The following is a 14,781-nucleotide window of genomic DNA, read 5'->3' as shown; positions in this document are numbered from 1 at the left end:
CCCCTCTTCCAGGGGATTCTGTGTTTTGGGGGACATGAGTGTGGCCAGCGTAGGTTCTTATCTGAAAAAGCATTCTGAGGCCTTGGTCAAAGATGTAGGGATTGAGGCGGCTTGCGAATTGACCGGCAAGTCCAAGGCAACGCTGGGGCGATACTATTCCCACAACGAAGAACATGCCGACCGTTTCATGCCCATCGACGCCGTCGCCGCGCTGGAAGAAGCTTCGTCCTATCCACATGTGACGTCGGCTCTGGCCGAGTTGAAAGGCATTAGCCTGTCTTATAATGAGAGCCGCCGCAATCAGTCCAATCGCGAAGGTGGCGTCAACAAAGAAATGATCGCGCTGAGCCAGCGTTTTGCGATGCTGATGGCCGAATACAACCAATCCATCGAGGATGGCGTCATCACCGTGAACGAAGCCAAGCGCATGTTGAAAGAAACGGCCGCTCTTCAGCATGTGTTGATCGAGATGAAGCTGCATCTCGAAGAGGAAACCACCTAAGTATGGGGGCGCCCGCAGATCGTCGCCCGCCGGTCGAGGCCGAGAACCACACCCCCGACACTCTGCGCGACTTTCTGTTGGACTTGGAAAACACCGGCCACTCTTCGGATGTGTGGCGGTTGATCGTCGAGCTTGGTCGGCAGCTGAACCTGCCATATGTCGACATGATTGCGTCGAGCAATTACGCCAACTGGAAGAAAACCCAGTTCGTTCTGACCTCATACGACTCAAGCTGGCTCAATGCTGTAAACCGCGATCCGGACCTCGCGCGCTGGTCCTATTTCCGCAGCCACGCCATGCATCACCTGACGCCCATCGCGGTTGGGGTCGAGTTCGTTGAGGAATATCGCCACATCCCCCAGGCCCGTTACGAAGTCCTGCGCGAGGCGGGCCGTCGCGGCATACGGGCCGGATTTTCCGTGCCCTTGCGGTTGCACGCCCCGCCACAGGCTGCGCTCATCACCTTTTCCGGCGACCATTCGCGCCGCGAGATGGAGCACATCATCCGCATGCACGGCTGGACCCTGAATGTGGCGGCGTTGTCCGGTCATCAGCGTTACATGACACACTTTGCTGCGGAGTTCTCGGAACGCAACCGCATCACCGACAAGCAACGCGAGCTTCTGCAGATGATTGGCGGCGGCATGCAGGACAAGGTAATTGCCGAAGAGTTGGGGATCACCGTTTCTGCCGTACGCCAGCGCATGAACAACATTCTGAAAAAGACCGGCCTGTCCAATCGCGCCGAGCTTGCTGCGCTGGCGATGAGCATGGGTATTTTGCCTGATCCTCTGGAAGGCACAACGGGCGAAAGCCACACGGTGCGTGTCGAAATGGGGCTTCCTCAAAAAGGGGCAAGCGGTAAGGGCGGCATTCGGGTGCGCACAAGAAGCTAAAGCATTGTTGCGACGTGCCTGAAACGGCATTTGGTGTGGAACACCATGGGTCACCAAAGAAATAGGGTGCCCACAAAGGGGCACCCTTGGTCATGAAAAGTCTCACGGAAATCCGGGCCACTCACACCCGGTCACCGTACCAAGGCACGATGCAGAAGCGAACAGAACGCCAATTGCCGTCAATTCATCGGTGCAGCCATCTGGGGAAACGGCTGGAATTGCACCAAACTCCCAAAATCAGGGTACCGCAAAGCCCGGCGTCTGTAAGGTAAGGAAATCCACAGGTCGGCTGGTTTTTATACTGTTAATTCTTGCAGGAAAGATTGGTTTGACTGTTATTTATGTCAGTTAATTTGTGAAGAATATGGCCTATGTCTTGGAATCAGTCCACGCCCCGGAATTTGGCGTCAGTGTTTTCGAACAAGGATCGAGCCCACCGAATACCCGGCCCCAAAGCTACAGATCAGCCCATGATCGCCGGGCTGGAGATCCTGTGAATTCTGAGAAAAGGCAATGATCGAGCCTGCGGATGACGTGTTGGCATAGTCCTGGAGAATATTGGGTTGTTCTCCGGCTTCCGGTGTGCGGCCCAGTACTTTCTTGCCGATGAAATCATTCATGGTCTTATTTGCCTGATGCAGCCAGATACGCTTTAGATCCGTGCTGGTAACACCGTTGTCAGCCATGTGCCCCAGGATGTGGCTCGACACCATCGGCAGCACCTCTTTGAAGACCTTGCGCCCGTTTTGCATGAACTGCATGTCGCGCCGGTCTTCCATGCCATAGGGCCGTGAGCGGCGCAGGAAACCATTGTTGTTGCGGATATTGTTGGAAAATTGCGTGGCGCAACGGGTCGAGAGGATTTCGAAGTGGTCGCCTTTGGCGTCTTCTTCGCGTTCGATCACGGTGGCGGTGGCAACGTCACCAAAGATGAAGTGGCAATCGCGGTCGCGCCATTCCAGATGCGCCGAGCAGATCTCGGGGTTCACGACGATGGCTTTTTGCACCGAGCCAGAGCGCACCATGTCGGCCGCGGCCTGAATGCCAAAGGTGGCCGAGGAGCAGGCCACATTCATGTCAAAGGCAAAGCCGCCCGCGCCAAGCGCCTGTTGAATTTCGATGGCCACGGCCGGATAGGCCCGCTCGAGGTTCGAGGCAGCGCAGATCACGAGGTCGATCTCATCCGCTGTCACGCCAGCCTGGGCCAGCGCCTTGGTGCAGGCGTCCACGGCCATTTCCGCCATCAACGAAGGCGCTTCGTCGTCACGCTCTGGGAAGAGCGGATGCATGACCTCGGGATCCAAAACCCCGGACTTGTCGATCACATATCGCTGTTCGATGCCTGAGGCCTTGTAGATGAAATCGGTTGAGGAATGTTCAAGTGCGGCCATCTCGCCTGCGGCAATTGCCTCGGCATGTTTGGCGTTCTCCTGGTCCGCATAGGCGTTGAAGGCCGTGACCAGTTCTTCGTTGGTGATGACCTGATCGGGGGTAAAGACTCCGGTGCCGGTGATGACGGGCTTGAACATGGCGGACCTCGTGTTTGGGTGCGTCATAGAAAGCACCATTTCACGTTAAGGGGTCAAGAGTTGCCCTAAGGGAATGCGGGGTGGCGTGGCGCAGCAAAGCTAACCCTGGAAAGGGGCCAGCCCCTCTTGGCCTGCGGCCAATTCACCCCGGGATACTTTTGGCCAAAAGAAGAGATAGGATCAGGTGAAAGGATTATCCGGGTAACCGACCCCGGCGAGGTAGAGGCCCTGGGGGGGACAGACTGGTCCGCAGGCGGCGCGGGACTTGGCTTCGAGCGCGGTTCTGACATCCTCGGGGGACCATGCGCCGGCGCCGACACGTTCCAATGTGCCGACAAAGCTGCGCACCTGATTGTGCAGGAAGGAGCGCGCGCGCACGTGGAAATGGATTTCCGGACCCCAGAATGTGTCGACCTCTTCCACACGCAGCTCGTCCAGGGTTTTGACCGGGCTGGCCGACTGGCAGATCGAGCTGCGAAACGTGGTGAAGTCGTGATGGCCGATCAGGTGATCTGCGCCCGCCTGCATAGCTTGGGCATCCAGCGGCTGGTTCACCCGCCAGACAAGGCCGTCGAGATGGGTGGCCGGGGCGCGGCGCATCAGGATGCGGAAGAGGTAGCGTCGTTCAACCGCAGAAAAGCGCGCGTGCCAGTCGTCATCGACCCGCGCCGCATCGACAATGGCCACGGGCAGCGGCTTCAGATGGTGGTTCAGCGCTTCTGAGAGGCGGAACGGCGCCCAGTCTTTGTCCATATCGCAGTGGGCCACCTGCGCCAGCCCATGTACACCTGCGTCTGTGCGTCCGGCGGCGGCAATCGTGTGTTGGCGCGGCTCAAGTTTCGCCAGCGCATCTTCGATGGCACCCTGAACAGACGGCTGATCCGCCTGCCTTTGCCACCCGGCAAAGGGTTTCCCGTGGTATTCGACTTTCAGCGCAATTCTGGGCATGGGCGCTGGGTAGCGGATTCGCGCAGCGAGGGGAAGCCTTGGGGTAAGCTCCCCCCTAGCAATGCGCCTTAGTGCTGCCTAGGTTGGAGCAGGGCAGCAACAGGAGTCCGGATTGGTCCTTTCCACATTGGCAGACAGCGTGACGCGCGGCGTCGAATCCATGAGTGACTCGGTCTCGGAAGCCCTGTTCGAGCCGGTGATCCGGCTGGGTGTCACCGGGTTGGCGCGGTCCGGCAAGACGGTGTTCATCACCTCTTTGGTCGCAAACCTTCTGGATCGGGGGCGGATGTCGGGGCTGACGGCGCAGGCCGAAGGGCGCATCGCCGCAGCCTATCTACAACCGCAACCGGACGACACAGTACCCCGGTTCGACTATGAAACCCACCTCGCGGCACTGACGTCCCGGACCCCATCCTGGCCTGACAGCACGCGCGCTGTGAGCGAGTTGCGCCTGTCGCTCAAGGTGCGCCCGGCGGGCCTCTTGTCGGGGCTGCAGGGGCCGCGCACCGTGCATCTGGATATCGTGGACTATCCCGGTGAATGGCTGTTGGACCTCGGCCTGTTGAACAAGAGTTTCAACGAGTGGTCTGATGGCACGTTGAGTTGGCTCAATAGCCGCGCCAGCGCCCAAGGGGTCATGGAGCGCCTTCGCGCTGTGGATCCCACGGCCAAACATGACGAAGCGCTGGCGCAGGATCTTGCAAAATGCTTTGCGCGTTACCTCACTGTTGCGCGTTCAGAAGGGTATTACCGCTGCACGCCGGGCCGTTTTTTGCTGCCGGGTGAACTTGAAGGGTCGCCTGTGCTGACTTTTGCTCCAATCCCATGGGCGGAGCCGTCCAAAAGGGGCAGCCTGCACCGCGAGATGGAGCGCCGGTTCGAGGCCTATAAATCAAAGGTCGTAAAGCCGTTTTTTCGTGATCATTTTTCGCGCATTGACCGGCAGGTGGTTCTGGTTGACGCGCTGGATGCGATCCACACCGGACCACAGGCGGTCGAAGACCTGCGGCTGGCCATGGCGGATACGCTGACGGCCTTTCGCCCTGGGTCCAACGGGTTCCTGTCGCAGCTTCTGCGCGGTAAGCGGGTTGAAAAGGTTTTGTTTGCGGCCACCAAGGCAGATCACCTGCACCATACACAGCATCCACGGCTGAGTGCGATCATGCAGGCCCTGACCCGCGATGCGGCTGACCGGGCGCGTTTTGCAGGGGCGGGAACGCAGTCCTTGGCGCTGGCCTCGGTCAGAGCCACCACAGAAGCCACACTGTCGCACGAGGGCAAGCCACTGGACTGTGTGCGCGGTCAGTTGCTCGACACGGGCAAACAGGCGGCGTTCTATCCCGGGGATTTGCCAGAGGATCCAAACCACCTGCTGACTCCGGCGCGTGAGGGCAGCGACAAGTGGCTGGATGGGGATTACCAGGTGATGCGCTTTGCGCCGGCTCACCTGACCCTGAAACCCGGTGAAGGCCCGCCGCATATCCGGATGGACAAGGCAGCTGAGTTCCTGATCGGAGACAAGTTATGACGTGTGAGGTGCGGTTAGCTGTGGCAAGTGACATCGGGGCCACGGGCACGATTCTGCAGGACTGGATCGAGGCGACACCGTGGATGCCGGTTCTGCATACACGTGGGGAAACCATGGCTTTTTGCGCTGGTCTGATCGCAGGTGAGGCCATGATTGTGGCTGAGGAACAGGGCAAAGTAATCGGTTTTCTTGCGCAGGGAGGGCAGACCATCGTGGCGCTTTATCTGCAAGCCGATGCCCGAGGCCGCGGAGTGGGGGCAACCCTGTTGAACGCGGCACAAAGGTCAGGGGAAACCCTTGACTTATGGTGCTTTCAGATGAACCGAGGCGGGCAGCGCTTTTATGAACGTGAAGGGTTTACCACCATAAAAACCACAAATGGCGAAGACAATGCAGAGGGATTGGCGGACATCCTGTTTCGTCGAACCCGGCCACAAGAGGACATAACATGAGCAATGGCCCTGTTCTGATTGACCTTGAGACGCAGGACGCCCCGGATGTGGCCCAAGCTCCGCCAGTGCCTGACCTGCCCGAGGCCTTGCCCGAAGGGCAGGCGATGCAGATGGCGGCGCAACTTGCCGCGCGGCCCTCGTCGCGTCTGGCGCGGTGGTTCTGGGGGCTCTTGGGGCTGATCCTGACGACAGTGATCTCGATTGCAGCCTGGGACTTTGTGACCGGGTTGGTGGCGCGGTCGCCCCTGTTGGGAGCAGCGGTAACGGCTTTGGTGGCGGTTTTCCTGTTGGTTTCGCTGGTGATGATCCTGCGGGAACTGGCCGGATTTGCGCGGCTGCGTCGGGTTGATGCCCTGCGCGCCGGTGCGGATGCGGCGCTGGCGTCGGGTGATCTGAACGAAGCACGTCGGGTTCTGGATCAGTTGCAACGGCTTTATGGCGGACGTGCAGACACCGCCTGGGGGCGCGAGCGCCTGAAAGAGCGGCAGGGCGAGATGATGGATGCTGATGCCCTGTTAGGACTGGCCGAACGGGAAGTGCTGGTTCCACTGGATGCCGCCGCGACCCGCGAAGTAGAAGCCGCCGCGCGGCAGGTCGCAGCCGTGACCGCGCTGGTGCCGCTTGCGCTGGCCGATGTGGTGACGGCGCTGACGGCAAATATCCGAATGATCCGCCGTGTGGCCGAAGTATACGGCGGGCGCTCTGGCACCCTGGGCAGCTGGCGTTTGACGCGCGCCGTGATGACGCATTTGGTTGCAACGGGTGCGGTTGCTGCAGGGGACGACCTGATCGGTACCTTGGCAGGGGGCGGTGCCTTGGCCAAGATCAGCCGCCGGTTTGGCGAAGGGCTGGTCAATGGCGCCCTGACTGCGCGGGTCGGCGTTGCCGCGATTGAGGTTTGCCGCCCATTGCCGTTCAACGCCGTCAAACGTCCCTCGGTCTCTGGGCTCGTCAAGCGGGCGTTGACGGGGCTGTTCAGCAAAGGGTGATAGCGCGACGGCGGGGGCAGCTTTGGGCTTGCTACGGTTTACCGCAGGATCGGCACCCCTCCGGGGCCCTGATTGCGCTCAACCACCGAGGCCCGCAGGCTGCGCCCGATGGTGTGGGCCAGCGCTGACCACGCGGCGGCCTGATCTGGGCGGAGTTCCCGTTTCAGGGTCATGTCGAACAGGGCCAGCCAGGGTTCGAACATGCCGGGGCGGACACTTTGTGACTGTTTGTGGATTTGTGCCGGATTGCCGTCGTAGGCGCGCTCGAAAAGAATGGCATTGGCCCAAAAGCGGGTGATCTTCTCCTCATGCGCGGGCCAATCGGTGACGTGGATGGCAAAGACCGGACCGAGACCGGGGTGCTGGCGGATTTGTTCATAAAAGGCGGCGACCACGCGGGCGATGTCGTCACGGGCGATGTCAAAGCGGGGGGGCAGGGCGGTCATGGGTGCATCCAGTTTGATGGCAGTGCGCGCAAGGAAGCACGGCGGTGATCTGTCTGCAAGGGCAACACCGCAGGTGAAGGGGTGACAAAAGTGCACCCCTGTTTATACGGCTCATTCACCGCTTTACGGCCCATGCTTGCAGGCCTATAAGGCGTCATATGACACGGATATTCGCGATCATTATTCGAATTATCAGCCCGGCGCTCTGACAATTTCGAGCCGCCGGGACAAGGCGTATGGAACACCGCGCCGACCCACCCAGAACTTGATCCGATCTATGACGAGGACGCCAAGAGATGTGCGCCGAAACCCCTGACTACAAATCCACGCTGAACCTGCCGAAAACCGATTTTCCCATGCGCGCAGGTCTTCCCAAACGCGAACCACAATGGCTGGAGCGTTGGTCGAACATCAGCATCTATGACACGCTGCGCCAGAAGGCCGAGGATGCCAAGGCCTCGGGCACGGCCCGCGAGAGCTTTACGCTGCATGATGGCCCCCCTTATGCCAACGGGCATTTGCACATCGGTCACGCGCTGAACAAAATCCTCAAGGACATGGTTGTGCGCAGCCAGCAGATGATGGGCAAGGATGCGCGCTACATCCCCGGCTGGGACTGTCACGGTCTGCCGATTGAATGGAAGATCGAGGAACAGTACCGCGCCAAGGGCAAGGACAAGGACGAGGTTCCGGTCATCGACTTCCGTCAGGAGTGCCGCAAGTTCGCCGAGGGTTGGATCGATATCCAGCGTGACGAGTTCAAACGTCTTGGGGTGACTGGCAAATGGTCGAACCCCTACCTGACGATGAACTTCCACGCCGAGCGCGTGATTGCCGAAGAATTCATGAAATTCCTGATGAACGGCACGCTCTATCAGGGTTCGAAACCCGTGATGTGGTCGCCGGTTGAAAAGACCGCGCTGGCCGAGGCCGAGATCGAGTATCACGACCACAAGAGCCATACGATCTGGGTAAAATTCCCGGTTGTGCGTGCTGTGGAGCCAACTGGCGCACGCTCGGGCCTGATGGGTGTGAACGTGGTGATCTGGACGACCACGCCGTGGACGATCCCGTCGAACCGCGCCATCGCGTTCAATCCGGAGCTGTCCTATGGTCTTTACAAGGTAACAGCGGCACCTGAGGGCAATTGGGCGCAAAAGGGCGATCATTACCTTCTGGCCGACAATCTGGCCGAAGACGTGATGAAATCGGCCAAGGTCGAAGAGTTTGTCCGCAAGCGCGACGTGAGTGCCGAACAGCTGGACCTGGTAATCTGTGGCCACCCGCTGCGCGGCGTCGAAGGTGGCGCGGGCGAATGGGACTATGACGTGCCCATGCTGCCGGGTGATCACGTGACGGATGAGGCCGGGACCGGCTTTGTGCACACCGCGCCAAGCCATGGTGCCGACGACTTTATCCTTGGCGTGAAACACGGGTTGCAAATGACCCATAACGTGATCGAGGACGGCTCGTTCCGTGCGTCGCTGCCGCTGTTTGGCGGTGAGGTCATCATCACGCCCAAAGGCAAAGAAGGTGGTGCCAACACTGCCGTGATCAACACGCTGGCCGGGGTCGGCGCCCTGATCGCGCGGGGGCGGGTCACGCACAGCTATCCGCACTCCTGGCGCTCCAAAGCGCCGGTGATCTTCCGCAACACGCCGCAGTGGTTTGCCGCCGTTGACAAGGACGTCGAGGACGGTCAGGACGAATACGGAACCACGATCCGTGAACGCGCCCTGACCTCGATCGACAAGCTGGTGGAATGGACGCCAAAGACCGGGCGCAATCGCCTGTATTCCATGATCGAGGCGCGCCCCGACTGGGTTCTGTCGCGCCAGCGCGCATGGGGTGTGCCGCTCACCTGTTTCACCAAGAAAGATGCGCTGCCGACAGACGAAGATTTCTTGCTGCGCGACGAGGCCGTGAACGCACGGATTGCCGAAGCTTTTGAGGCCGAAGGCGCGGATGTCTGGTATGCAGAAGGGGCCAAGGAACGCTTCCTTGGTAATGACTACAACGCGGACGACTACGAGCAAGTCTTTGACATCCTTGATGTCTGGTTTGACTCTGGCTCGACTCACGCCTTTGTGCTGCGCGACCGCGAGGATGGCTCGGACGATGGTCTGGCCGACCTTTACCTTGAAGGCACCGACCAGCACCGTGGGTGGTTCCATTCGTCGATGTTGCAGGCCTGCGGCACCAAGGGGCGCGCACCGTATCATGGGGTTTTGACACACGGGTTCACGCTGGACGAGAAGGGCAACAAGATGTCCAAATCGCTTGGCAACACCATCGTGCCCGAGAAGGTTGTTCAACAATATGGCGCAGACATTCTGCGTCTCTGGGTGGCCCAGACCGACTATACCAACGACCAGCGGATCGGCCCGGAGATCCTGAAAGGGGTGGCGGACAGCTATCGCCGTCTGCGCAACACCATGCGGTTCATGCTGGGCTCGCTCGATGGGTTCTCCGAGGCAGATCGCGTTGATCCTGCGGAGATGCCCGAGTTGGAACGCTGGGTTCTGCATCGCCTGGCCGAGCTGGATCACAAGGTGCGCACAGGCTATGCGGCCTATGACTTCTCGGGCGTGTTCTCGGCGGTGTTCAATTTCGCCACCGTGGACCTCTCGGCCTTCTACTTTGATATCCGCAAGGACGCGCTCTATTGCGACGGGGACACGCCGCGCCGCCGTGCCGCACGCACCGTGCTGGACATCCTGTACCACCGTCTGACCACGTGGCTGGCACCGGTGCTGGTGTTCACCATGGAAGAGGTCTGGCTGGAACGGTTCCCGGGCGATGACAGCTCGATCCACCTGACCGACATTCCGGATACACCTGCCGATTGGCTGGACGAACCGCTGGCCGCGAAATGGGCCAAGGTGCGCGAAGCCCGCCGGGTGGTCACCGCTGCGTTGGAAATCCAGCGGACGGACAAGGTGATCGGTGCCTCGCTTGAGGCGGCCCCTGTGGTGCATGTGCGGGACGAGGACACGCTGGCTGCGCTGCGGTCGGTGGCGTTCGAGGACGTCTGCATCACTTCGGACATCGTGCTGTCAAATGACCCGATGCCAGCCGAGGCTTTCCGCCTGCCGGAGACCGAAGGTGTGGGCGTGGTGTTTGAAAAGGCCGAAGGTGAAAAGTGCCAGCGCTGCTGGAAGATCCTGCCCGACGTGGGCCGCCACACACACGAGGCGGTTTGCGGCCGGTGTGACGAGGCCTTGGCCTAAGGGAAATCGGTTTGCCGCCCCCCGCGGGGAGGCGCGGCAAACCGGCCCCGCGATCCGAATGTTGCGCAAAAGACAGCGTCCCGCTTGCGGGGCGTTTTATTGTGGCGCAGGGTGGGGACATGTTTGAACGAACGATGGATAGCCCGGTAGGTAAGTTGCGTGTCACCGAAGTTGACGGCGCAATCACGGCTGTGAACTGGGGGCAGGGGCGCATGGATGACACGCCGCTGTTGCAGGACGCCGTCAGGCAGTTGCAAGACTACTTTGCTGGTGAACGCAAGGCGTTTGATTTGCCCCTGCGCGTTGACGGTTCTGAATTTCAACAGGCTGTGTGTGACGCGATGTCTGCCATTCCCTTTGGCTATACCCGTACCTATGGCGAGATTGCCAAGGATCTTGGGGTGCCGGCTCAGGCCGTTGGCGGGGCCTGTGGGGGCAATCCGATCCCGATTATCATCCCATGCCACCGGGTCATGGGGGCCAAGGGACTCACCGGGTTTTCCGGGGCAGGCGGGGTGGAGACCAAGGTGGCTTTACTCCGTCTGGAAGGAGCCGGCGGGTTCTTACTGTGACAGCACCGACGTAATACCGACGTTACACCGACGCGATACTGACGTGGGTTTTTAGGCGTTTTTCGCCGGAATCATCTGCTGCAGTACGCCTGCGAACAACAGGTAAACGGAGGTCACGACCAGCCCCCAATGCGCCCAGCTTTCAGGGTGAAAGTCTACCCAGGCGGCCCAACCTGCAAAAAAAGTCCAGGCCAGCGCCATGGGCAGCGACAGCCAGCGCCACCGCTCGGTGCGGACCGGGTGGATAAACTTCAGGGGCAGGAACATCGCCACGGCCAAGGCTGCAACGATCACGAAGTTGACCCAGAAATTCGGCTCAAGCGCGAAGATGACCAGAACCACCATGTTCCAGCATCCAGGAAATCCCGAAAAAGAATTATCCTTTGTTTTCATTCGGGTATCTGCAAAATACATGGAGCTTGCAAAGGTGATGACAATGATCGCGAACCATCCGGTCCATCCATCCATCAATCCGGATTTGAACAGGGCAAAGGCCGGAATGAAGACATAAGTCAGGTAGTCGATGATGAGGTCCAGAAGCACACCGTCAAACTCGGGCGCGTATTTCTTGACGTGATACTTCCGTGCCATCGGACCATCCAGCCCGTCGACAAAAAACGCGACCACAAGCCAGAGGAACATCAGGCTCCACTTACCTTCAACGGCCGCCAACATCGACAGCATGGCAAAGACCGCACCGGTGGCGGTAAAGAGGTGAACAGCAAGCGCGCGGGTTTGTGATGTCATGTTGGTGTCATGCCGGAAAATGACGCGGGGTGCAACGGGGCTCAAAATGCAGGTCTGTTCTAGGTCGAAACTTTTTTTACTTTCGCTGCCGAGTGGTCAGCGCGCGAATTGCAGCCTGAACTGTTACGGGCAGGGTTGTGTCCGCTCTGGCGGGGGCCGCGTCCAGTGCACTTGCGACGTCCTTGGTCAGGATGCCAATGGTGTTGTCCTCCTCCCAGCCGTCGCGGGAAAACTCAATCTCGTCAAAGCCGGACGCGAGCCAGTTCTGCCCTGAGGACGTGTGGATGAGATCAAGGAGCTTGCCCTCGTCCAACCCGGCCTGATCTGCCCAATCCAGCACCAGCCTTGTCATTGCCGTGTGCGACGCGGCAAGGAGGTTGTTAAGCACTTTGGCCTGCATCCCCGCGCCATAGCCGCCCATGCGATGAAAATGTGTGCCCATGGCGTCGAAGAGGGGTTGATGAGTATTCAGGATGTCGTCGGTGCCTCCCAGCATGAAAGAGAGGCGGGCCTCTTCCGCGGCGATGGCGGCACCGGACATAGGGGCGTCGATCAGAGTGATGTGGTCCGGGACGCGATTGCGAAGGTCGCGCACGTAGCGCGGCGAGAGGGTGGAGGAGAGGATTACGGTTTGCAGGTTGGGGGAGTAAATAAAGCCCTGTGCACCAAACAAAACGTCTTCGGTTTGTGGAATGTCGCGAACGACTGAGATCAGAGTGCGTAGGTTTTGCGAAAACTCCTGAGGACCAAGCATGTTGCCTTTAACAAGCTCGAATTCCTTATAAGGACGCACGTCAAACCCAAAGGCTAAAAAACCGGCGCGAAGCAATGCTGCGAGCATGGGTTCACCCATTCGGCCACAGCCTGCGACGCCGATTCCGGTCAGTTCCATGCGCGTGCTCCATTTGCTTGTGGCAAAGTCTAGAGCTGGCTGCATGAAGTTGAAAGGGCTGGTGGTAGGTCGGACAAGTTTGTCCGACCTACGTACTCATTTCACAATGTGTTCGTCTTTCACGAACATGTTGGCCCAGGCGCGGTCGATGAGTTCGGGGGACATCTGGTAGGGGATGCCTTCGAACTCGCAGATTGAGATCATCTGATCAATCAAGAACACCGGCTGGTAGTTGGCGTAGACATTGTCGATGGTCGGATACTTCTTTTTCAAAAGATGGATCAGAGCAGCTTCATCCAGTGGCATCTTCTTTTTCTTGGCGACCAGCGCAAAGATTTTTAGGAAGTTTTCCTGGCTCGGCCCGTCAATCTTGATCTTGTAGAAGATCCGGCGCAGGGCGGCCTGGTCAAAGATCTCGTTCGGGTGGAAGTTGGTCGAGAAAATCACCAGCGTGTCAAAGGGGACCTCGAATTTCTCTCCCGACTGTAGGGCGAGGATATCTTTGTTTTCTTCCAGCGGTACAATCCAGCGGTTGACGAGGGCCTGCGGCGGTTCTTCCTGGCGGCCAAGGTCATCGACGATAAAGATGCCGCCGGTGGACTTGAGTTGCAGCGGCGCCTGATAGGTGCGTGCGGTAGGATTGTAGACCAGGTCCAACATGTTGAGCGACAATTCCCCCCCGGTGATCACGGTGGGCCGGTCGCATTTCACATAGCGCGTGTCAAAGCGGGCAACGCGGCGCAGTGCGTTGGGATCCTGTTCGTCTCCTTCAGCTTTGGAGTGCACGATGGGGTCATAGACGGTGATGACCTGTCCGGCGTATTCGATGGCGCGAGGGACATAGATCTTGTCCCCCATGGCGTCACGAATGCCATTGGAGATCGAGGATTTACCATTGCCCGGAGGGCCGTACATCAGGATTGAGCGGCCTGATCCGACTGCAGGGCCGAGGTGATCCAGCAGGCTGTCCGGCAGGATCAGGTGACCCATGGCCGCGGTCAGTTGCTGACGTGTGATCTGGATGTTGCGGATCGACTGGCGTTTGATCTGCTCGCGGTAGACATCCAGCGGCACGGGCATGGGGCCGAAGTACTCGGATTGCGCCAGTGCGTCCAGTGCACGCGCCTTGCCAGCATCTGTCAGCTGATAGCCCATTTCGTTACCACTGTTGGCGTTAAGCGTTCCGGTCGCCTCGAGAAAGCGCTGTTCGCGTGACATGTCGATCAGCTGTTGTGTTACTGCGGTGGGCAGGCAGACGGCCTTGGCTACGTCCGAGACCATGTCGACATTCTTGCGGAACATTGTTTTCAACAGAATGTCGCGCATCATCACGACGGGCAGTTGCATGTCTTCCAGGCGTTTGGGGGCCGGGGGGGCCATCACGTTACTGGTTTGCATATTCATCGGCGCGACCTCGGGCTTTTCTCGCTTCAAGAATCCCCGATTACGAAGGACATAGGTCTCCTGGGGCATTTGCCCCAAATCAACACCAGAAAAGTGGCAATATTCAGGCCCCGGTAAGGATTCCGAGGATCAGATAGCCGCAAAGCGCCAGCCCAAGACCCGTACCCATGGGCAGGGTCATCTGGGTGCCGCCGCCAACGGAATTCGGATCATCGGGGTTCTTCATGCGCCAGGCGGCCCAGTCCGGCGCCATGCGGCGGATTGGCGTATGGCGTGCGATAAGTGTCGAGGCGGTTGCAGCCAGAATGGCGGCAAAGAGTATCCAGAGTATCGTTGCGCTGTCCCGGGCATCCACAAAGAGTGCCATGACTGCGGCCAGTTTGACGTCTCCGCCCCCAACCTGACGCAGCATCCACATGGCAAAACCGACGGCAAAGACCACGGCGTAGTTGGCAAATCGCCAGAGGAAGGTTTCAAACGGCAACAGCGCGAGGCCGAATAGGATGAACGAAATGAACAGCACCCAAACGGTCTTGTTGCTGATCTTTTTGAACTTCATGTCGGCGAAAAAGACATAAAGGCAGATTGGCAGAACCGGGATCAGGAACCACAGTGCCGTCGTTGCTGGGATGTGCATCTGTTGCGA

At 59.4% G+C, this 14,781-nt stretch carries 14 protein-coding genes; 7 read left to right on the top strand and 7 right to left on the bottom strand.

The features are described 5' to 3' along the window. The first annotated feature begins 40 nt into the window (after window positions 1–40). Window positions 41–502, top strand: a complete 462-nt coding sequence (locus tag EK369_RS16590; RefSeq protein WP_127115498.1) for a hypothetical protein — start codon at window positions 41–43, stop codon at window positions 500–502. A gap of 2 nt (window positions 503–504) precedes the next feature. After that, a complete protein-coding gene (locus EK369_RS16585; protein ID WP_127115385.1) occupies window positions 505–1,398 on the top strand; it encodes a helix-turn-helix transcriptional regulator in 894 nt (297 codons plus the stop codon). Window positions 1,399–1,805: 407 nt separating this feature from the next. Here the strand turns inward: EK369_RS16585 and EK369_RS16580 are convergent, their stop codons facing one another. After that, window positions 1,806–2,927 (bottom strand): beta-ketoacyl-ACP synthase III, encoded by a 1,122-nt coding sequence (locus tag EK369_RS16580; RefSeq protein ID WP_127115384.1) that lies wholly within the window; start codon window positions 2,925–2,927, stop codon window positions 1,806–1,808. Between the two features lie 180 nt (window positions 2,928–3,107). Continuing rightward, window positions 3,108–3,875 carry a tRNA pseudouridine(38-40) synthase TruA gene (truA, locus tag EK369_RS16575; protein WP_127115383.1) on the bottom strand — a complete coding sequence of 256 codons (768 nt, stop codon included), beginning with the start codon at window positions 3,873–3,875 and terminating at the stop codon, window positions 3,108–3,110. 112 nt (window positions 3,876–3,987) lie between these two features. Here truA and EK369_RS16570 point away from each other — a divergent pair, with 112 nt between their 5' ends. The 3 genes from EK369_RS16570 to EK369_RS16560 are packed head-to-tail and all read left to right on the top strand — an operon-like array spanning window position 3,988 to window position 6,844. Then, window positions 3,988–5,403 (top strand): YcjX family GTP-binding protein, encoded by a 1,416-nt coding sequence (locus tag EK369_RS16570; protein ID WP_127115382.1) that lies wholly within the window; start codon window positions 3,988–3,990, stop codon window positions 5,401–5,403. After that, entirely contained in the window at window positions 5,400–5,855 is a 456-nt protein-coding gene (locus tag EK369_RS16565) for a GNAT family N-acetyltransferase (RefSeq protein WP_127115381.1), read from the top strand. The genes EK369_RS16570 and EK369_RS16565 overlap by 4 nt, the downstream gene beginning before the upstream one ends. Then, complete coding sequence (locus EK369_RS16560) at window positions 5,852–6,844, top strand: YcjF family protein (RefSeq protein WP_127115380.1); 993 nt, start codon at window positions 5,852–5,854, stop codon at window positions 6,842–6,844. Before EK369_RS16565 ends, EK369_RS16560 begins: the two co-directional genes overlap by 4 nt. Window positions 6,845–6,882: 38 nt before the next feature. Here the strand turns inward: EK369_RS16560 and EK369_RS16555 are convergent, their stop codons facing one another. Next, window positions 6,883–7,290 (bottom strand): group III truncated hemoglobin, encoded by a 408-nt coding sequence (locus tag EK369_RS16555; RefSeq protein WP_127115379.1) that lies wholly within the window; start codon window positions 7,288–7,290, stop codon window positions 6,883–6,885. A 296-nt stretch (window positions 7,291–7,586) separates the two neighbouring features. Here EK369_RS16555 and ileS point away from each other — a divergent pair, with 296 nt between their 5' ends. Both ileS and EK369_RS16545 read left to right on the top strand, forming a co-directional pair. Further along, window positions 7,587–10,520 carry an isoleucine--tRNA ligase gene (gene ileS, locus EK369_RS16550; protein WP_127115378.1) on the top strand — a complete coding sequence of 978 codons (2,934 nt, stop codon included), beginning with the start codon at window positions 7,587–7,589 and terminating at the stop codon, window positions 10,518–10,520. Window positions 10,521–10,639: 119 nt separating this feature from the next. Further along, window positions 10,640–11,092, top strand: coding sequence for a methylated-DNA--[protein]-cysteine S-methyltransferase (locus tag EK369_RS16545; RefSeq protein ID WP_127115377.1), 453 nt, complete (start codon window positions 10,640–10,642; stop codon window positions 11,090–11,092). Between the two features lie 51 nt (window positions 11,093–11,143). On the opposite strand, the gene EK369_RS16540 is transcribed toward EK369_RS16545, so the two are convergent. The 4 genes from EK369_RS16540 to EK369_RS16525 form a co-directional block, all read right to left on the bottom strand. After that, the gene (locus tag EK369_RS16540) at window positions 11,144–11,839 is read right to left on the bottom strand and encodes a CDP-alcohol phosphatidyltransferase family protein (RefSeq protein ID WP_127115376.1); all 696 of its coding nucleotides are present in this window, start codon (window positions 11,837–11,839) and stop codon (window positions 11,144–11,146) included. 76 nt (window positions 11,840–11,915) lie between these two features. Then, window positions 11,916–12,731: an NAD(P)-dependent oxidoreductase gene (locus EK369_RS16535; protein WP_127115375.1), complete on the bottom strand. Its 816-nt coding sequence runs from the start codon at window positions 12,729–12,731 to the stop codon at window positions 11,916–11,918. A 96-nt stretch (window positions 12,732–12,827) separates the two neighbouring features. Then, on the bottom strand, window positions 12,828–14,135 hold the full coding sequence (locus tag EK369_RS16530) for a DUF8689 domain-containing protein (protein ID WP_127115374.1): 1,308 nt from the start codon (window positions 14,133–14,135) through the stop codon (window positions 12,828–12,830). A 103-nt stretch (window positions 14,136–14,238) separates the two neighbouring features. Next, window positions 14,239–14,772 carry an A24 family peptidase gene (locus EK369_RS16525; protein ID WP_127115373.1) on the bottom strand — a complete coding sequence of 178 codons (534 nt, stop codon included), beginning with the start codon at window positions 14,770–14,772 and terminating at the stop codon, window positions 14,239–14,241. Window positions 14,773–14,781 lie beyond the last annotated feature (9 nt).

Source organism: Shimia sediminis (genome assembly GCF_003990645.1).
Classification (GTDB): domain Bacteria; phylum Pseudomonadota; class Alphaproteobacteria; order Rhodobacterales; family Rhodobacteraceae; genus Shimia; species Shimia sediminis.
This window is presented reverse-complemented; position numbering and strand designations above follow the sequence as displayed.